This is a genomic window from Pseudomonas sp. C2.3V, from assembly GCF_058536325.1.
The window spans coordinates 3,211,438-3,228,582 of record NZ_JBZUBN010000001.1; the positions used below are offsets into that span (position 1 = coordinate 3,211,438).

Here is a 17,145-nt window from a genome sequence, read left to right on the forward strand (position 1 = left end):
AACCACAGGGGCACACGGCTTTTCAGCCAGACGTGCGATAGTGTGGGCTGATCGGATACCGGAGCGCTTGATGTACCAGGAACTCAACGAGCTATGGCTGCTGTTCATTCAGACCTTGGCCTGGACGACTTACTATCTTCAGCTCGGGCTGCTGCTTTGCGCTGTTGGCATTGTGGCCGGCCTAGTGAAATGGGGCGTATGGTGGGGTAAGGCTCTGGTTATAGGCTCTGTCGGGATCGCCGCCCTGCTTGCGCTGGCACTGGACGCCATTGGCAAACTGGTTGCCACGTTATAGATGAGAAGCATTATACAAGGCATGTCAAAAAATCCCTGGAGCCGAACCTGTAAGGAACACTACCCGGCACCGCCGGTCCGTGTGTAGGTGACAAGGAAACTGCTTATAACAAGTTGTTTACCCATAGAGACCACCATGACTGTCAAAGCCCTGCTTGCTGTAACTGCCCTTCTGGCCTCCAGCGCTGCGCTGGCAGCCTCCCCGGCGATGGAAAAAGAAGGTGTCCTGGTCGATGACCAGGGCAGAACGCTATATACCTACGACAAGGACACTGAAGGTGTTTCCAGTTGCAATGGCAGATGCGCGGAAAACTGGCCGCCGCTCAAGGTAGAGGCTGGTAGCAAGCCTTCGGATGCCTGGACCGTGATCGAGCGCGAAGATGGCGCCATGCAGTGGACCTACAAGGGCAAGCCGCTGTATACCTTCGTCCAGGACAAAAAGGCTGGTGACAAGACTGGCGATGGCAAGGGTGGTGTCTGGCATATAGCCAAACCATAACGGCTCAGGAAACCGGCTACCGCGCCGGTTTCCCTTCTGACACACCGCTGCCAAGATGCACTGGCATGCTCATCAATACCCAGCACCTGAGCCCGGCATCAGCCCGCCTGAATACCCTCTTTCGAGAACTCTTCATGACCGACTCCTCGCCCATCCGTATCCTCGACTCACAGATTCTTGCCAATGATTGGGGCGTGCTGACCAAGTACACCCTGGATTACCAGCGGCGTGATGGATCACGACAGCAGCACACCCGTGAGACCTACGACCGCGGCAACGGCGCGACGGTACTGTTGTACAACCTAGAGCGCCGTACCATTGTGCTGATCCGACAGTTCCGCCTGCCGACCTATCTCAATGGCATTCCTGATGGCATGTTGATCGAAACGCCGGCCGGCCTGCTCGACAACGCCGCGCCTGAAGAGCGCATCCGCGCTGAAATCGAAGAGGAAACGGGATACCACCTCCATCATGTCACCAAGCTGTTCGAAGCCTACATGAGCCCGGGCTCGGTCACGGAAAAACTCTACTTCTTCGCGGCAGAATACGATAGCGATACACATAGAAGCGAAGGGGGTGGGCTGGCTGATGAAGGTGAGGACATCGAAGTAATGGAGTTTGGCTTCGATGAGTTGCTGGACATGATTCGCTCCGGACGCATTCTGGACGCCAAGACCATCATGCTGGTGCACTATGCAGCGCTCTACTTGTTCCCTAAGCGCTAGACATCGTACACATGGCTAATCCGCCTCTCGAAGCGAATATCCTGATCCAGACCTTGCGGCCTACGACCATGCTCTTCGTTGAACATGGCCAGGACGTGCTTTAACCAGATTTTCAAGCCGTTTCACACTTTTAGACCCCTCTCCTGCAAAGGCAGAAACCTCTGCGTTTGCAGGAGGTCGCACACCTCTTATCAGTTGAATCAGTGGCCAGCCAATATGCTGGCAAGCCCGTGATATGCAAGCACCGGATAGACGCATCAGGAAATAATATTCCGGCTTACTGGCCTGAAAAGGTGTGGATCGTTCAGGTTCTAGCCAGAATTTGGCATATACCCTGTTTGACGACTCCTGCGCGGCGTGCTCCATGCACAAACTCTGCATGAGGTGATTGCTGATCATAGGCCAGGCTTGTTACGGTACGGCCCTTTCCAAAAGATGGCCTTTTGTCCAGGCTCTCATACTTTTATTACATGACCATTTAATGCCTATGCCCACTTTTCTCGCAGCCCTTTTTTCTCGTACCCCGTTAGCCAAGGGCACACGCATTTTTTCCAAAGGCTCTACCTGGAGCGCCTGTTTGCTCGGAGCAGCCCTTACAGCAGGTCTGGGTCAAGTACAGGCCCAGGAAAACAAGGCGGCTGACCGTTGGGTCAGCGATACGCTGTCCACTTATGTTCGCAGCGGCCCGACCGATGGCTATCGTATCGTTGGATCACTCAAGTCCGGCCAGAAAGTCGAGCTGGTTAACACCCAAGGTGATTACAGCCAGATCCGAGGCGAAAGCGGTGATCTGGTATGGATTCGCTCCAGCGAACTGCAGGAACAGCCAGGCCCGGTAGAGCGTGTACCGCAACTGGAACAGCAGGTAAACGAGCTGAGCAGCAAGCTCAAGACGATCGATGACAGCTGGAAGTCCCGCGTTCAGGGCATGCAGGAAACCATGGACGCCCGCAAAGCACGCATAGATGAACTTGAGCAGACCCGGCGCCAGCTAGATGCTGAACTGACCGACGCACAGTCCGAACTTCGCAGCGTTAAGGCGCGCCTGGGTGATGAGAACAAAGATGCCATGATGCGCTATCTCGTTTACGGAGGCAGTATTGCCGGAGCCGGCCTGTTGGCAGGTTTGATCCTGCCGTCATTTGCGGGTCGCAGAAAGCGCAACGATCGCTGGTTCTAAAGGGCAGGCTCCAGCACAACATATGTGCCTGGAGCCCTCCTTTTACTCATCAAGCACAAAGCGGGCAAGCCGCTGCCTGAGCATGCGGTTTTCCATACGCAGGGTTTCTACCTGGGTCAGCAGGTCGAGCGCCAGTGCGATGCCCGCCCAGTCCAGCTCAAGCTCTCGTTGCAGCCGTACGGCACGACGTACCGTATGCAACGCTGGCAGGTCGAATACCCATACTTCTGGTCGCGGCCCGCGTGGCTCGACGATGCCATGCTCGACAAGCTCGACGATGTGAGTCACTGGCGTATCGACCAGCTGGCTGATCTCTTTGATGTCAAATTCCACGATTACGGTGGTCATCTCAGTCCCTCCACTCACTTCTGGGGTTGAAGCTGGCCTTGTTTGCCAATTGCTCCCATAGTTTCCGAGTAGCCTCATCATGAGTCTTGGGCATGACAATCTTGATCACGGCGTACAGGTCTCCTGCACCGCCCTTCCGGGTTCGCAACCCCTTACCCTTGAGACGTAAACGCTGCCCCGCCTGGCTGTTGGCCGGAACGGTCAATTGCAGCTTTCCGCTCAAGGTGGGAACAGTTACCTTGGCGCCCAGTGCAGCTTCCCAGGGTGCAAGCGGAACGGTCAGAAGCAGGTCATGCCCGTCGACATCGAAGAGTGGATGAGGAACCAGCCGGACAACCAGATAAAGATCGCCGTCGGGTCCGCCATTGAGCCCTGGGGCGCCCCGCCCTTTCAACCGGATTCGCTCGCCATCGGTCACGCCTGCCGGAATGCGTACGTTCAGGCTCTTGGGTACGCTCTCGTGACGCAGCCCGTTCGCACTATAGCTAGGCACCCGATAGTTGATGGTCCGCGGCTCGTCCGACAGCGTGTCTTCGAGAAACAACGGCAGTTCCATTTCCACATCCTGCCCTCTTCGTCCGGCATTACGCTCCTGGCCGCGCCCACTACCGGGTCGGGCACCAAAAACAGATTCGAAGAAATCGGAAAAATGCCGCTCGTACTGCCCGTCTCCTCCTCCGCCAAAATTGCCGTTGAACTCCCAGCCTGGCGGCGGCTCGAACTGCTGCCCGGCCCGGCCGTACTGGCGTAGTTGATCGTATTCGGCTCGTTTTTCCGGATCTCTGAGAACCTCATAGGCCTCGGAGACTTCCTTGAATTTGTTTTCCGCATCCGGCTCTTTGCTGACATCTGGATGATATTTGCGCGCTAGCTTGCGGTATGCGGTCTTGATCGCTTTTTCGTCTGCGCCCGGGTCGACGCCCAGTAGCGCATAATAATCTTTGAATTCCATCGAACCTCACCGTCTCGTCAATCGACAACAGTCAAAAGCAGACAGCTATGACAGGCCTGTCGCTGCCCGGTGATCGTGCCTGTCTATAACCATAGCCCTATCAGCCCGGTATGGCGCTGATACAGGTCAGTGCACGACACAAACACCCTTCGATAAAGATGTGGACAGTACGCCAGGAATCCAGTGCCGGTTGCGAAAAAGACACGGAAGGCAGCCGTTTGCCAAGCGGCTTCAGGCGCGCACCGCCTGTGCGAAGGCGGTGCGCGAAAGAGGATCAGTTTTACTGCTGAATCAGATTGACGCGGTTGCCTGTGCCGGATTGGCTCAGATTGACCCGTAGATCAGCACCGGTCTGCTGTAGCGTGATGTGGTTATCCGACCCGCTCAGCTGGCTGAGATACGCCACGTTACGATCGCCCTGCTGCCCGATGGTGATTTCATTGAGCGAGCCTTCGGTCGAAGCGCTCAGGATGTTGTCGCTACCCTCTTGCGTGCCGTACAGGACGTTACTGTTGCCGGTCTGGTCGGCATAGAACTCGTTACCGGTCCCGGTCTGGTTGGCGGTCGCAATGTTGTAGTCACCCACCTGGCTGAGCTGAGCGGCCTGCCAGTCACCTGCCTGGAAAGCATCGATACTGTTCGAGACACCACTCTGGGTAGTGTCTGCGTCGTTATTGCTGCCTTCCTGAGTGACCAGGGCGCCGCCATTCTGACCGTCGATACGGACAGCGGCTTGCTGCTGCGTACCGCGCTGGGTGACATAGGCCGAGGTATTCACACCACTGACCTCAAGCGTGGCCACGGAACCCTGGCTGTCCAGCTGGTAGATATTGGCGGAGGTATCGTTCCCTGTCTGAATGACCGTCGCAACGTTATTGGAGCCGTCCCGCTGCCACAGTAGAGCGGTGTGATTGTCGCCCTGTTGATTAACGGATACTTCACTGGCCACGGCCCCTTCCTGCAGCGTATGGGCCCAATGAGTATTGCCGTTTTGCGTAATCCGGGAGGTTGCCTGGGTCGTGTTTAGTTGCTCGGTTTCAGCTTCGTTGGCAGTGCCTGTCTGGCTCTGGTTGACTGAAGCCGATTCGGAAGCTTGCTGGGAGACCGACGCCTGATTGTTCCAGCCATACTGGTATTGGTTGGAATAGGCACTGGTCGAGTCGGCCTGCTCGACAGTCGCGACGTTGTAATTGCCCGCCTGTGCCTGCTGTGCAATACCGGCTTGGCTATTGGCCTGAGTCAGGCGAGCCTCATTGGCGTAACCGCTATGCGACTGCTTGGCGGCGTTACCGGAGCCGGACTGCTCGATCGTAGCCGTATTGAGCACACCGTGCTGGTCCTGTCGGGCCGTATTGTTTTCAGCGAAGGCTTGCGTGGCTAACACCGCGAGAACGGCAGCGGCGAGCGGTTTGAAGATAAACATAGCTCTCTCCATGAATGTTTATTCCACCAGAGGTACAGCAAGGCTTGGAAGGCCATTACCGCATTACCGTTGCGCAAGAACCTGCAAAGGCACCCTAGCGATTAGGCATTGTGAGTCGGGAGTCTATGTTCACTGTTTAACGCAGCGATGGGTATCAATCGAAAGATTGAAAATATGTGCGCCTTGCCTTTTGCCAAGCGATGACCGGCACCTTATGGATGGGCGGTTAGAACCTTACGACGCCCTTACGGCCTAATGGATAACGCCTGAATAAGGCCCGAACGGGAGACGAACATGAGCGACATCAAGCACCCCGAAAACCAGAACGCTGAAAACGAAGACCTCGATAATCGTGACGTCGATGACGACCAGCTAGACCAGGCCGTAGAGGAAACCTTCCCTGCCAGCGACCCGATTTCACCATGATCTGATCAGTCGATCGGATTTCTTCTACTCGGTCTTGGGGTTGAAGACTATATACCTATAGCTTCAACCCTTTTTTGTGCCTGATGTCTCCCAACGCCTGTCCATCACGGATGCGCTAACGGGTTGGCCATCAGGGGACGGATCAGAATCACCGAACGCAGCAGCGTTGAAAGCCTGGCTGCCGCCTTCGACATCCGGCGCAATCATTCCTGGATAGCAATCGTGCCCCTCATGCCTGTGGCAGTCAGGGCATGTTGCGTATTGAAGCGTTAGCCTGCCGAGCGGCACCTTTACTGATCGCTGTTGGAGCATCCTTGCAAGTTGGCCTGGGTCACGTTGCTAAACGCCGGAACACTGCGCGTCAGCCAGACATTACCGCCAATGGTGGAGCCTTTTCCGATAGTGATGCGTCCTAGAATCGTCGCGCCGGCGTAGATCACCACATCGTCCTCGACGATCGGATGGCGTGGATGCCCTTTTTGCAGATTACCGGACTCATCGGCCGGGAAGCGCTTGGCGCCTAAAGTCACAGCCTGATAGATCCGGACCCGCTCGCCAATGATAGCTGTCTCGCCGATAACCACGCCGGTACCATGATCGATAAAGAAGCTGGGGCCGATCTGCGCCCCTGGATGGATATCGATACCCGTGGCTGAATGAGCCAGCTCTGCAATCATGCGCGCCAGTAGCGGCAGGTCCGAACGATAGAGCTGATGCGCCAGACGATGGTAGATCACGGCCAGAATACCGGGATAGCACAGCAGTACCTCATCCACGCTACGCGCCGCCGGATCGCCCCGGTAGGCTGCCAGCACATCGGTATCCAAAAGACGCCGCAGATCAGGCAATGCCAAGGCAAAGTCCTGCACAATGCGCTGCGCCGGATCTTCGACCGAGCACTCAGAGGTTCCCCGCTGCCGAGCGGTATAACATAGCTCCAGCCGTACCTGCCCTAACAGAGCATTGAGTGCACGGTCCAGCACATGCCCTACGAAAAAGTCTTCGCTTTCCGCACGTAGGTCATTTGGTCCCAGACGGAGCGGAAACAAGGCGCTACAGAGCGACTCGAGGATCTCGCTCATTACCGCTCGCGACGGCAGTTCACGGCTGCTCAGTTCTCGCGTTCGGCCATGCTGGCTACGCCATTCGTTACGAGCGTCATGCAGCTCATCTACGATTCGTTCCAGTTGCCAGTTGATCCCCGGGGCTTTACCCCGCACCGCATTTGAATCGCTCATTACCACGTTCCTGGAAAAAGAACCGGCGCGGGCCGGTCCTGGGTTCGACAATAAAACGTTGCGGCTGATCGAGCGCGCCCCAACGCCTGCTCGTACCTTACCGCATCGCCTGCCCGATCGGATAGGATGGGGACAGACCTGCCAACGCCGCACCGCCTGGCGTCAAGGCAACCACGAGTGAAACATTCATACAGGAGAACTCTTATGACGTTTGGCCCTCTGGTCAGTACCGAGTGGCTTGCCAACGCATTGGGCAACAAAGACCTGGTGATATTCGATGCCAGTGTCTACCTGCCCAATGAGTCGAAACATGCACGCGCCGAGTATGAGGCTGCTCACTTACCCGGTGCTCGCTTCTTCGATATCGAAGAGATTTCAGATCAGGACACAACGCTGCCGCACATGGTGCCCTCCCAAGGTCGTTTCGCCCGGCTGGTAGGTGAGCTGGGGGTCAAAAACCAGTCCCGCGTTGTGGTTTATGACCAGAAAGGGTTGTTTTCAGCAGCGCGTGCCTGGTGGATGTTTCGCCTCTTCGGCCATGATCAGGTCGCAGTGCTCGATGGAGGCCTTCCCAAGTGGCAGAGCGAACATCGACCTGTAGAACAAGGTCCGGCACCTGTCGTACCGGCCCAGACGTTCGAAGCCACGTTCCACGCCAGAATGCTACGGGGCCTGGGCGATATCCAGGCCAACCTCGACAGCCGCCTCGAGCAGGTACTGGATGCACGCGCGGCCAATCGCTTCGAGGGGTCGGTGCCCGAGCCGCGTGCAGGCCTGGCCTCCGGGCATATTCCAGGTAGCGCCAGCCTGCCCTATACCGATCTTCTCAATGCTGACGGCACGTTCAAGGATGTCGAGACGCTCCGCGCGCGCTTTGCACATGCGGGTGCGGATGGCTCACGATCAGTGGTTACCAGTTGCGGCAGCGGCGTGACAGCTGCCGTTCTTCTCCTGGGACTGGCAGTGGCAGGCCTACCGGAAGGGGCCCTGTACGACGGCTCCTGGACAGAATGGGGCTCGCGCTCAGATACCCCCAAAGCGACAGGACAGGCTTGATCATTCCCGCGGTATCGCTCCTCTGACGGTACCGCCCCACCACGGCGGCGTAGGCTGCAAAGATTATTCTTTGGTCTAATAGACGCCTTTTCCAGGGTCTCGAACAAGACAGATCTTCTTCTCTGAGCCACGCTGTTTCAGGGCTCGGCCGCTTATGTGCTACTTAAAAGTGTTATCAGGCATACAGTTAAGCCATTGGTCTCATACGGTCTTTCAAGTGCGATAAACGAACAAATGGCTATTGCTTTAGGTAGCGAATCGATAGCATTATCGCGGCACGTCATCGTACAACCCTGGCCATAAGGCACAAGGGTGAATTCCACAATAAATTCAATAATGGAATAACCTGAATGTTGAAGATTGCACCCTGTACGGCCTTAATTTTCCCGCCCGATATTCCCCCCTCTTCCAGATTTCGCGGAGGCGTTTGCGCGTCCGCTTAGGTTCGGCTGCCTATTCAGGCCGGACATGAAATGCCCTGAGGATCAGGGCCTCTCCGCCTCTGATAAATCAATCCGTAAGAGATTGCGCTCAGGTGCGGCACCATTACTCATGGGAGTACAACAATAATGACCCTTCGCTATCTCTCTGTTCCTGCGTTTATTGGACTCACACCGCTTGCGCTGGCCTTGGCATTACCGATGGCTGCTCATGCCGAAGGTTTTCTGGAAGACGCCAAAGTCAACGTGATGACCCGCAACTATTACTTCAACCGGGATTTCCGCAACGGTACCAGCGCTCAACAGAGCAAGGTCGAAGAATGGGGCCAAGGTTTCATTATGACGGCAACCTCGGGTTACACACCGGGCGTCATAGGTTTTGGTCTGGACCTGACCGCCCTATATGGTCTCAAGCTCGACAGCAGCCCGGACCGTGCCGGTACGCAGCTGCTACCTGTAGGGAGTGATGGCCGTGCGGCAGACGACTTTGGCCGCGTGGGCGCTACCTTCAAGGCTCGCATTTCTAAGACTGATCTGTTGTTAGGCGAATTGATGCCTAACGTACCGGTGCTTCGCTTCAACGATGGTCGTCTGCTTCCTCAGACATTCCGCGGTGCGACACTAACCTCCAAGGAACTGGACGGCTTCACGTTCTATGCTGCGCAGATTCGCCAGGTGAGCCTGCGTAACTCCTCCAACATGGAGGATCTGTCCATCACGACCGGCGGTGCCCGTCAGATTCGTGCAGCCTCTTCGGATCGCTTCAATTATGTAGGGGGTGAATACACCTTCAACGAGAAGCGCACCATGGTTGGCGTATGGCACGCGCAGTTCGAAGATGTCTACAAGCAGAACTTCTTCAACCTGACCCATACCCAGAAGTTCGGGGACTGGAGCCTGGGCGCGAACCTGGGTTACTTCACCGGTGAAGAGGAAGGCCAAGCGCGCGCGGGCAACCTGGACAACAAACTCTTCACTGGACAGTTGTCCGCCGGTATTGGTGGCCACAAGTTTACCGTAGGTTATCAGCGCGTCAGCGGTGATAACGGCTGGCTGAGCGTTAACGGTTCCAGCGGCGGCAGTATCGTAAACGACATGTTTACCCAGAGCTTTGATAATGCCAAGGAACGCTCGTGGCAGCTGCGTTACGACTACAACTTTGCTGCTATGGGTATTCCGGGTCTGGCCTTCATGGCGCGTTACGGCCATGGTGACAACATCTACGTCAACGCTGCCAATGATGACGGCTCGGAATGGGAACGTAACTTCGATGTGGCCTATACCTTCCAGAGCGGCCCGCTCAAGGACCTGAACATGCGTTGGAGAAACTCTATGGTCCGCCGCGACTATGGCAGCAACAACGATGTCGACGAGAACCGCCTGATCTTCAGCTACCCGATCTCGATTCTGTAAGCGCCAGGTCAATACAAAAAGCCCGTCTTTCGACGGGCTTTTTTATAACGCCTTGCCTACTGCCCTTCATATTGAGTTTGGCGTGACTCCACGCCCAGCTCATCCCATACTGACTCGGCCAAATGGAAGGTCGCGTTGGCCGCCGGGATACCGCAATAAATGGCGCTCTGCATGATCACTTCCTTGATCTCATCGCGCGTTACACCGTTGTTGGCAGCGGCGCGCAGATGCAGCTTGAGTTCTTCGCTTCGGTTCATCCCAATCAGCATGGAAATGGTAATCAGGCTACGGGTATGCCGCGGCAGGCCCGGACGGGTCCAGATATCACCCCAGGCATGCCGGGTGATCATCTCCTGAAACTCCTCGTTGAATGGCGTGAGCTTTTCCAGGCTGCGATTCACATGGGCATCGCCCAATACCGCGCGACGGACCTCCATGCCCTTTTCATAACGTTCGCGTTCGTCCATCTCGAGATCTCCTAAGCCGTCAGGAAAGCCAGGACACGGCGACTGAATGCTTCGCCGGCCTGTACATTGGAAAGATGCGCAGCATCGAATTCCGCATACTCGGCATTCGGAATTTGAGCCTGCATGTAGTGACCGTCGGCCGGTGTGGTGACGGCATCGTGCGTACCCGCCACGATAAGCACCGGAACGGTGACGGCCTTGAGATGCTCACGAAAATCACCGTCACGCACGGCAGCACAATTGGCGGCATACCCTTCTGGCGAGGTAGCTGCGAGCATGTCGGTAATGCGCTTGACTTTGGCTGGCTCTGCCTGGGAGAACTCAGGCGTAAACCAGCGCCCAACAGAGGCATCACGCAGATTGACCATGGCCGCCTGGCCGCCCTTCAAAACCGTATCGATACGGTCATTCCAACCGTCTGCCGTTCCGATCTTAGCGGCGGTATTACAGATAACGACACGCTGGATACGGTCACTGGCGTTTACTGCCAGCCACTGCCCGGTCAGTCCACCCATGGACAGTCCACAGAAAAAGGCTTTCTGAACCTTGAGCGCATCCAGCAGCGCCAAGACGTCATGGCCCAATTGCTCAATGGTGTACGGACCGGGCGTGACGGTGGAGCCGCCATGGCCGCGTGTGTCATAGCGCAGTACGCGAAAATGCTCGGTAAAGGCGGGAATCTGGTCATCCCACATATGCAGATCAGTGCCCAGCGAGTTGGACAGTACCAGAACCGGCGCGTCTTCGCGGCCATCGAAACGGTAATTCAGTTCGCCCTCGGCGAGTTGCACAGTTGGCACAGGAATCCTCCTAGCGAGCAGACGTCAGTGAATGGTGTTCGGCACAGGCGCGTTCTACCCAGGTGCGGGCCTGTCCCAAGTAGTGCGCAGGATCGAGCAGATGATCCAGCTCATCGGCAGACAGCTCGGCGGTCACGGTCTCGTTCTGCCCGAGCGCCTCACGCAGGTGGCATTTCTGCTCGACCGCACGGCGGCAGCACTGCTCGACCAGCTGATGCGCCTGCTCACGGCCGACACGTTGGCTAAGGGTAATGCTGACAGCCTCGGCCAGTACCAGTCCGTGGGTCAGCTCCAGGTTCGTGCGCATGCGTTCGGCATCAACTTCCAGCCCTTCGGCTACCAGCAACGCCTGTTCCAGCGCACCCGAAGTGAGGCAGAAGATATCAGGCAGGGTGTCCCATTCGGCATGCCAGAGACCCAGACTGCGCTCGTGTTCCTGGGGCATGGCCGCGAACATGGTGGCGACAAGGTTGGGGATGCGGGTCGCGGCACTGATCAAGACCGCGGCGCTGACCGGATTGCGCTTGTGGGGCATGGTCGAGGAACCACCCCGCCCCTGCCCGGCCGGCTCGAAAACCTCCGCCGCTTCTGTCTGCATCAACAGGGAAAGGTCACGCCCCAGCTTGCCCAGGCTTCCGACAATCATGCCGCACACACTGGCGGCCTCTACCAAGCGGTCCCGCTGGGTATGCCAAGGTTGATCAGGCAGTGTCAGGTCAAGTTCTTTAGCCAACGCCTTGGCGACCGGCATGGCTTTGTCACCGAGCGCCGCCAGTGTGCCCGACGCACCACCAAACTGCAGCACCAGAACACGCGGCTTAAGCTCAGCCAGCCGTTGGCGATGACGGTTAATGGCGCCTAGCCAGCCGGCAATCTTCATACCCAGCGTGACGGGCGTTGCATGCTGCAGCCATGTCCGTCCGGCCAAGGGCGTGTCTACATAGCGCTGAGCCTGTTTGGCCAGGGCATCAGCCAAGGCAGCCAGACCGTCTTCCAGCAGCGCGAGGGCTGCGCGGACCTGCAGCACAAGCCCAGTATCCATGACGTCCTGACTGGTGGCGCCCATGTGCACATAGCGCTCGGCCTCGGGGCTTGTACGCTTGATTTCACGTCCCAGTGCCTTGACCAGCGGAATGGCCGAGTTGCCGCTGCTCACGATGGCCTGCTGCAACTCGGCAAGGTCATAGGCCTCGGCGCGGCAAGCCGCCTCGATCGGTGCGACGGCATCCTTGGGAATCAGGCCGACCGCGGCTTCGGCTCGCGCCAGGGCGGCTTCGAAATCCAGCATGCCCTGCAGGCGCCCGCTATCACTGAAGACATCACGCATCGCAGCCTGGGTAAAGTAGGCATCGAAGAGCTGATGGGTCGGACGCTGACTCATATGCATTTATCCTTGTTAGTGATCGTCATGCAGATAGCTGGCTCTGCGCGGCAGGCGCAGGCTTACCAGGAAGGCTACTACCAGCATGCAGGACACATAGATGTAGAAGAGATTCTCATGCCCCATGGCTTTGAAGTTCAGCGCAACGAATTCGGCCGAACCGCCAAACAAGGCATTGGCTACGGCATAGGAGAGCCCTACCCCTAGCGCACGCACCTGTGGCGGAAACATCTCGGCTTTTACCAGGCCACTGATCGAGGTGTAGAAACTTACAATGGCCAGCGCGAGGATGATCAAGCCAAAGGCAATGACCGGGCTGGTCGTGGTTTTCAGGGTCAGCAGGATGGGATAGGTACACAGTGCGCCGAGCGCACCGAACCACAACATGGAAGCGCGGCGACCAATACGGTCAGACAAGGCACCGAACAGCGGCTGCATCAGCATGTACAGGAACAGCGCACCGGTCATGATGCCGCTGGCCGTCTTGGCATGCATGCCTACGGTGTTGACCAGGTACTTCTGCATGTAAGTTGTAAAGGTATAGAAAATCAGCGAGCCACCGGCGGTATATCCCAGCACAGTGAAAAACGCCGCCTTGTGATGTTTGAACAGAGCCGACAGCGAACCCGCCTCTTTGGCAGCACGGCTTTCTGCCGTCGTGGTTTCCTCAAGCGAGCGACGCAGCAACAGCGAAATCACGGCAGCAACCGCACCCACCACAAAAGGAATACGCCAGCCCCAGGCACGCAGCTCCTCTTCGGACAGGACCTGCTGAAGGATGACCACCACCAGCACCGCCAGCAACTGCCCGCCAATCAGCGTCACGTACTGGAACGAGGCATAAAATCCGCGCTTACCCTTCAGCGCCACCTCACTCATATAGGTTGCAGTAGTGCCGTATTCACCGCCGACCGACAAGCCTTGGAAAAGTCGCGCCATGAGCAGAAGAAGCGGCGCCCAGAAGCCAATGCTGTCGTAGGTGGGCAGGCAGGCAATCACCAGTGAGCCGGCGCACATCATGAGCACGGAGATCATCATTGACGTACGCCGCCCATAACGGTCGGCCACCCCACCGAAGATCCAGCCACCGATGGGTCGCATCAGAAAGCCTGCGGCAAATACACCGGCAGTGTTAAGCAGTTGAACGGTGGGGTCGTCTGAAGGGAAAAACGCGTGAGCAAAATAGATGGAGCAAAAGGAGTAAACGTAAAAGTCGAACCACTCGACGAGGTTGCCGGACGAGGCGCCAACAATGGCGAAGATTCTTTTACGACGCTCTTCCAACGTATAGGAACTGGTAGTCATTCGATCCGCTCTTGTCATTGAAATAGGAATAATCCGGCACGCAATCGATCCTGACGTGCCGGTGAATGACCCTACAGAGGGCAGCCTTTGCCCTGTCGCAGGGTGTGCCGCCTACGCGTGACGGATTCGCAGGCCTTGGTGAGACATGTCCTTTTACAATTCTCTCCTTTGCAAAGCCGCAAATCCTTCGCGCTGGCGCAGATCACCCTTATTCCTCATCAACGCCCCGTTGTACGAGGCGCCCAAGACATTGACCTCAAACGCGCTCGACTGCCAGCGCCAGACCTTGTCCAACCCCAACACACATGGTCGCGAGCCCCAGCTGCTTGTTGGTTTTTTCCAGCCAATGCACGGTAGTCATGACCAGGCGTGCACCGCTCATTCCCAGCGGATGACCCAGTGCAATGGCGCCGCCCTGCGGATTTACTTTTTCACTGTCGTCCGGTAATCCCAAGCCTCGCACTACCGCCAGGGCCTGGCTGGCAAAGGCCTCGTTCAGCTCAACCACATCGAAGTCTTCAATGGTTCTCCCCAGACGGGTCAGCAGCTTTTGCACTGCCGGCACTGGGCCGATTCCCATGACACGTGGCGCAACGCCGCCACTTGCCATGCCGAGAATACGGGCGCGAGGCTTGAGGCCATGCTTCTGCACGGCCTCGGCCGAGGCGATGATCATGGCCGCAGCGCCGTCATTTACACCCGAGGCATTACCCGCCGTGACGGTCTTGTCGGGCCCATTGACGGGCTTTAGCTTGGCCAGCATCTCCAGCGTGGTATCAGGGCGTGGATGCTCGTCCTTGTCGACGATCGTCTCGCCTTTCTTGTGGACGATTCGCACCGGCACGATTTCTTCGGCAAAGAAGCCGCTCTCCTGGGAAGCCGCCGTGCGCTGTTGGCTGCGCAACGCAAAGGCATCCTGATCGGCCCGGGAAACATTGTGATCCTGCGCGACATTGTCTGCCGTTTCCGGCATGGAATCGGTACCGTACTTCTGTTTCATCAATGGGTTCACGAAGCGCCAGCCGATGGTGGTGTCTTCGATCTTCTGTCCGCGGGAAAACGCAGTGTCCGCCTTGCCCATCACGAACGGAGCGCGGGACATCGATTCCACACCGCCGGCAATGGCCAGCTCCATCTCACCTGTGGCAATGGCGCGGTAAGCCGTTCCTACAGCGTCCATCCCTGACGCGCAAAGGCGGTTCAAGGTAACGCCCGGTACGGTTTCCGGAAGGCCTGCTAATAGAAGCGCCATACGCGCCACGTTACGGTTATCCTCGCCCGCCTGGTTGGCGCAGCCCATGAATACCTCATCGACTTCCGCCCACTGCACTCCAGGGTTGCGCTCCATCAGCGCCTTGAGCGGAATAGCCGCCAGATCATCGGCACGGACGCTGGACAGCGCACCGCCAAAGCGTCCAATAGGTGTACGAACGGCATCGCAGATGAATACATCACGCATCATGAGTCTCCTGATACCGCTCCTGGGCGGGCCGATGGCCCATGGGTAAGGAGGCGGTGTGACGGTCATGGCAGCACCTGAAATCGAGGGTGCCAGCTACCTGGGTCGTACTCGCCCGGACGGAAGACCAGGCGAGTGATGTTGAACGGAACAGTAAGCCGCAAGGCTGCAAGCAGACAATCCGATAATCGAATCTACGGTCGATTATCGAACATGTTTATCTGTTCCCGTATGCGGTTGCGTGATTCGAAAAGGCCTTATGACGCATCTGAATGACTGACGATACCCTTGATCACTACAGCCGCCGCAGCCAGCGCAGCAGGCACCACCAGCGCAGTCAGTACCTGCTCGAAATTCCATCCCAGCCCCAGTAGAGTGGCCCCCATCCAGGCCCCCAGAATGGCACCGAAGCGTCCGATACCCAGCATCCAGGACACCCCTGTGGCACGACCCTGGGTCGGATAGAAGCGCGCCGCCAGTGAAGGCATGGCGGACTGCGCACCGTTGATGCACATCCCCGCAACCAGTACCAGCGTAGCCAGCAACGTCACGTGACCCAGGCTCTGCCCGACACAGTACGCAAAGACACCGGCGAGCAGGTAAAACGTGCCAATGACCCAGTGCGGATTGATCCGGTCCATCGCCCAGCCCACGGCTACCGCGCTAAGCACGCCACCAAACTGGAACAGGGCTCCAATGAATGCAGCCTGCTCCATACTTGCCCCGCTGTCGCGCATCAGGGTAGGCAACCAGCTTGTCAGCAGGTATACGATGACAAGTCCCATGAAGTAGGTCAGCCAGAGCAGCACCGTGCCCAGCCCACACGCCTTGGAGAAAATAACGGCAAAGACATTACGCGCCTTGACTGTGCGCTGCTCTGGTACGCTGAACTCCCTGGCCTGCTGCACGATACTTGGGCCGATGGGCAGCAAGGCCTTGCGAATCCGTGCCACGCCCCGGTTATGCACCACCAGATAACGGGCCGATTCCGGCAACCACAGCAGCAGCACCACTGCCAGAGCCATCGGTAGCAAGCCCCCGAGCAACAGCAGGCTATGCCAACCGAACGCCGGAATCAGCTTGGCGGAGATGAACCCGCCACACGCCATGCCCAAATTGAAACCACAGAACATGCTGGTTACCAGTAACGACTTGAGCCGCTCCGGGGTGTATTCAGACAGCAGTGTCGTGGCGTTCGGCATGGCGGCACCTAGGCCAAGGCCGGTCAGAAAACGCAGGATCACCAGTTGATCCACCGTACCGCTGTAGGCCGAGATCACGCTGAAAAATCCAAAGATGGAAACGGCAGCAACCAGGACGACCTTACGGCCGAAGCGGTCCGCCAACGGTCCCGAGCCCAACGCACCAAACACCATCCCAACCAGGGCAGCGCTCATGACCGGTCCAAGGCTTGCTCGATCGATACCCCAGTCCTGGGTCAACGCCGGTGCGATAAACCCCATGGCAGCAGTGTCCAGGCCATCCAGGAAAACGATCAAAAAGCACAACACCACGATTCGCCACTGATAGCGGCTCAGCGGCTGGGCATTGATAAATGTCTGAACATCAAGTGTCGTGTTCGTTGAGGCTCCCGTCATGACAAGGCCTCCATCATCCACGAATAGAAAGAAAGCGCATCGGAGCGATGCGCATGCACCATCCCGTTCACGGGAGAAATCATGCAGAACATAGGCGGACTCTGTTGTTTTTATCAGGCGTGCCGGCTGGCAACGTGCCTC

At 57.5% G+C, this 17,145-nt stretch carries 17 protein-coding genes; 7 read left to right on the forward strand and 10 right to left on the reverse strand.

The annotated features are described in order from the left end of the window. Nucleotides 1-70 precede the first annotated feature (70 nt). The 4 genes from AC4LF3_RS15340 to AC4LF3_RS15355 all read left to right on the forward strand — a co-directional run bounded on the left by AC4LF3_RS15340 (nucleotide 71) and on the right by AC4LF3_RS15355 (nucleotide 2,698). A complete protein-coding gene (locus tag AC4LF3_RS15340) occupies nucleotides 71-295 on the forward strand; it encodes a hypothetical protein (RefSeq protein ID WP_010795453.1) in 225 nt (74 codons plus the stop codon). 135 nt (nucleotides 296-430) lie between these two features. Continuing rightward, the gene (locus AC4LF3_RS15345; RefSeq protein WP_491835681.1) at nucleotides 431-793 is read left to right on the forward strand and encodes a COG4315 family predicted lipoprotein; all 363 of its coding nucleotides are present in this window, start codon (nucleotides 431-433) and stop codon (nucleotides 791-793) included. Between the two features lie 134 nt (nucleotides 794-927). Next, on the forward strand, nucleotides 928-1,518 hold the full coding sequence (locus tag AC4LF3_RS15350; protein WP_491836302.1) for an NUDIX domain-containing protein: 591 nt from the start codon (nucleotides 928-930) through the stop codon (nucleotides 1,516-1,518). A 487-nt stretch (nucleotides 1,519-2,005) separates the two neighbouring features. Then, nucleotides 2,006-2,698 (forward strand): TIGR04211 family SH3 domain-containing protein, encoded by a 693-nt coding sequence (locus AC4LF3_RS15355; RefSeq protein WP_372238907.1) that lies wholly within the window; start codon nucleotides 2,006-2,008, stop codon nucleotides 2,696-2,698. Nucleotides 2,699-2,740: 42 nt separating this feature from the next. Here AC4LF3_RS15355 and AC4LF3_RS15360 read toward each other — a convergent pair whose 3' ends face one another. The 3 genes from AC4LF3_RS15360 to AC4LF3_RS15370 form a co-directional block, all read right to left on the reverse strand. After that, nucleotides 2,741-3,046, reverse strand: coding sequence for a chaperone modulator CbpM (locus tag AC4LF3_RS15360; protein ID WP_125887792.1), 306 nt, complete (start codon nucleotides 3,044-3,046; stop codon nucleotides 2,741-2,743). A gap of 1 nt (nucleotide 3,047) precedes the next feature. Continuing rightward, a complete protein-coding gene (gene cbpA, locus AC4LF3_RS15365; protein ID WP_312508921.1) occupies nucleotides 3,048-3,998 on the reverse strand; it encodes a curved DNA-binding protein in 951 nt (316 codons plus the stop codon). A gap of 280 nt (nucleotides 3,999-4,278) precedes the next feature. Further along, complete coding sequence (locus AC4LF3_RS15370) at nucleotides 4,279-5,421, reverse strand: hypothetical protein (protein WP_491835682.1); 1,143 nt, start codon at nucleotides 5,419-5,421, stop codon at nucleotides 4,279-4,281. 294 nt (nucleotides 5,422-5,715) lie between these two features. Between AC4LF3_RS15370 and AC4LF3_RS15375 the strand changes: the two genes are divergently transcribed. Continuing rightward, nucleotides 5,716-5,847 carry a hypothetical protein gene (locus AC4LF3_RS15375; RefSeq protein WP_010795460.1) on the forward strand — a complete coding sequence of 44 codons (132 nt, stop codon included), beginning with the start codon at nucleotides 5,716-5,718 and terminating at the stop codon, nucleotides 5,845-5,847. A 290-nt stretch (nucleotides 5,848-6,137) separates the two neighbouring features. On the opposite strand, the gene epsC is transcribed toward AC4LF3_RS15375, so the two are convergent. Next, nucleotides 6,138-7,085, reverse strand: coding sequence for a serine O-acetyltransferase EpsC (epsC, locus tag AC4LF3_RS15380; RefSeq protein WP_010795461.1), 948 nt, complete (start codon nucleotides 7,083-7,085; stop codon nucleotides 6,138-6,140). A 204-nt stretch (nucleotides 7,086-7,289) separates the two neighbouring features. On the opposite strand from epsC, the gene sseA reads away from it, so the two are divergent. Both sseA and AC4LF3_RS15390 read left to right on the forward strand, forming a co-directional pair. Next, complete coding sequence (sseA, locus tag AC4LF3_RS15385; protein WP_312271428.1) at nucleotides 7,290-8,141, forward strand: 3-mercaptopyruvate sulfurtransferase; 852 nt, start codon at nucleotides 7,290-7,292, stop codon at nucleotides 8,139-8,141. Nucleotides 8,142-8,710: 569 nt separating this feature from the next. Then, nucleotides 8,711-9,994, forward strand: coding sequence for an OprD family porin (locus AC4LF3_RS15390; RefSeq protein ID WP_286787394.1), 1,284 nt, complete (start codon nucleotides 8,711-8,713; stop codon nucleotides 9,992-9,994). A gap of 56 nt (nucleotides 9,995-10,050) precedes the next feature. On the opposite strand, the gene pcaC is transcribed toward AC4LF3_RS15390, so the two are convergent. From pcaC to pcaK, 6 genes are all read right to left on the reverse strand, one after another. Beyond that, the gene (gene pcaC / locus AC4LF3_RS15395) at nucleotides 10,051-10,461 is read right to left on the reverse strand and encodes a 4-carboxymuconolactone decarboxylase (RefSeq protein ID WP_010795464.1); all 411 of its coding nucleotides are present in this window, start codon (nucleotides 10,459-10,461) and stop codon (nucleotides 10,051-10,053) included. 11 nt (nucleotides 10,462-10,472) lie between these two features. Continuing rightward, nucleotides 10,473-11,261 carry a 3-oxoadipate enol-lactonase gene (gene pcaD, locus AC4LF3_RS15400; RefSeq protein WP_491835685.1) on the reverse strand — a complete coding sequence of 263 codons (789 nt, stop codon included), beginning with the start codon at nucleotides 11,259-11,261 and terminating at the stop codon, nucleotides 10,473-10,475. A gap of 10 nt (nucleotides 11,262-11,271) precedes the next feature. Then, on the reverse strand, nucleotides 11,272-12,642 hold the full coding sequence (locus AC4LF3_RS15405; protein WP_491835687.1) for a 3-carboxy-cis,cis-muconate cycloisomerase: 1,371 nt from the start codon (nucleotides 12,640-12,642) through the stop codon (nucleotides 11,272-11,274). Between the two features lie 15 nt (nucleotides 12,643-12,657). Continuing rightward, a complete protein-coding gene (locus tag AC4LF3_RS15410) occupies nucleotides 12,658-13,947 on the reverse strand; it encodes an MFS family transporter (protein ID WP_010795467.1) in 1,290 nt (429 codons plus the stop codon). A gap of 256 nt (nucleotides 13,948-14,203) precedes the next feature. Continuing rightward, nucleotides 14,204-15,409, reverse strand: a complete 1,206-nt coding sequence (gene pcaF, locus AC4LF3_RS15415; RefSeq protein WP_491836304.1) for a 3-oxoadipyl-CoA thiolase — start codon at nucleotides 15,407-15,409, stop codon at nucleotides 14,204-14,206. 254 nt (nucleotides 15,410-15,663) lie between these two features. Next, nucleotides 15,664-17,004, reverse strand: coding sequence for a 4-hydroxybenzoate transporter PcaK (gene pcaK, locus AC4LF3_RS15420; protein WP_475256757.1), 1,341 nt, complete (start codon nucleotides 17,002-17,004; stop codon nucleotides 15,664-15,666). Nucleotides 17,005-17,145 lie beyond the last annotated feature (141 nt).

Bases quoted from the DNA above. Each gene is read 5' to 3' on its own strand.
- pcaC (WP_010795464.1), bottom strand. From the start codon at position 10,461: ATGGACGAACGCGAACGTTATGAAAAGGGCATGGAGGTCCGTCGCGCG.
- AC4LF3_RS15390 (WP_286787394.1), top strand. From the start codon at position 8,711: ATGACCCTTCGCTATCTCTCTGTTCCTGCGTTTATTGGACTCACACCG.
- AC4LF3_RS15355 (WP_372238907.1), top strand. From the start codon at position 2,006: ATGCCCACTTTTCTCGCAGCCCTTTTTTCTCGTACCCCGTTAGCCAAG.
- AC4LF3_RS15405 (WP_491835687.1), bottom strand. From the start codon at position 12,642: ATGAGTCAGCGTCCGACCCATCAGCTCTTCGATGCCTACTTTACCCAG.
- AC4LF3_RS15350 (WP_491836302.1), top strand. From the start codon at position 928: ATGACCGACTCCTCGCCCATCCGTATCCTCGACTCACAGATTCTTGCC.
- pcaK (WP_475256757.1), bottom strand. From the start codon at position 17,004: ATGACGGGAGCCTCAACGAACACGACACTTGATGTTCAGACATTTATC.
- sseA (WP_312271428.1), top strand. From the start codon at position 7,290: ATGACGTTTGGCCCTCTGGTCAGTACCGAGTGGCTTGCCAACGCATTG.
- AC4LF3_RS15410 (WP_010795467.1), bottom strand. From the start codon at position 13,947: ATGACTACCAGTTCCTATACGTTGGAAGAGCGTCGTAAAAGAATCTTC.
- cbpA (WP_312508921.1), bottom strand. From the start codon at position 3,998: ATGGAATTCAAAGATTATTATGCGCTACTGGGCGTCGACCCGGGCGCA.
- AC4LF3_RS15345 (WP_491835681.1), top strand. From the start codon at position 431: ATGACTGTCAAAGCCCTGCTTGCTGTAACTGCCCTTCTGGCCTCCAGC.
- pcaF (WP_491836304.1), bottom strand. From the start codon at position 15,409: ATGATGCGTGATGTATTCATCTGCGATGCCGTTCGTACACCTATTGGA.
- AC4LF3_RS15360 (WP_125887792.1), bottom strand. From the start codon at position 3,046: ATGACCACCGTAATCGTGGAATTTGACATCAAAGAGATCAGCCAGCTG.
- epsC (WP_010795461.1), bottom strand. From the start codon at position 7,085: ATGAGCGATTCAAATGCGGTGCGGGGTAAAGCCCCGGGGATCAACTGG.
- AC4LF3_RS15375 (WP_010795460.1), top strand. From the start codon at position 5,716: ATGAGCGACATCAAGCACCCCGAAAACCAGAACGCTGAAAACGAAGAC.
- AC4LF3_RS15340 (WP_010795453.1), top strand. From the start codon at position 71: ATGTACCAGGAACTCAACGAGCTATGGCTGCTGTTCATTCAGACCTTG.
- AC4LF3_RS15370 (WP_491835682.1), bottom strand. From the start codon at position 5,421: ATGTTTATCTTCAAACCGCTCGCCGCTGCCGTTCTCGCGGTGTTAGCC.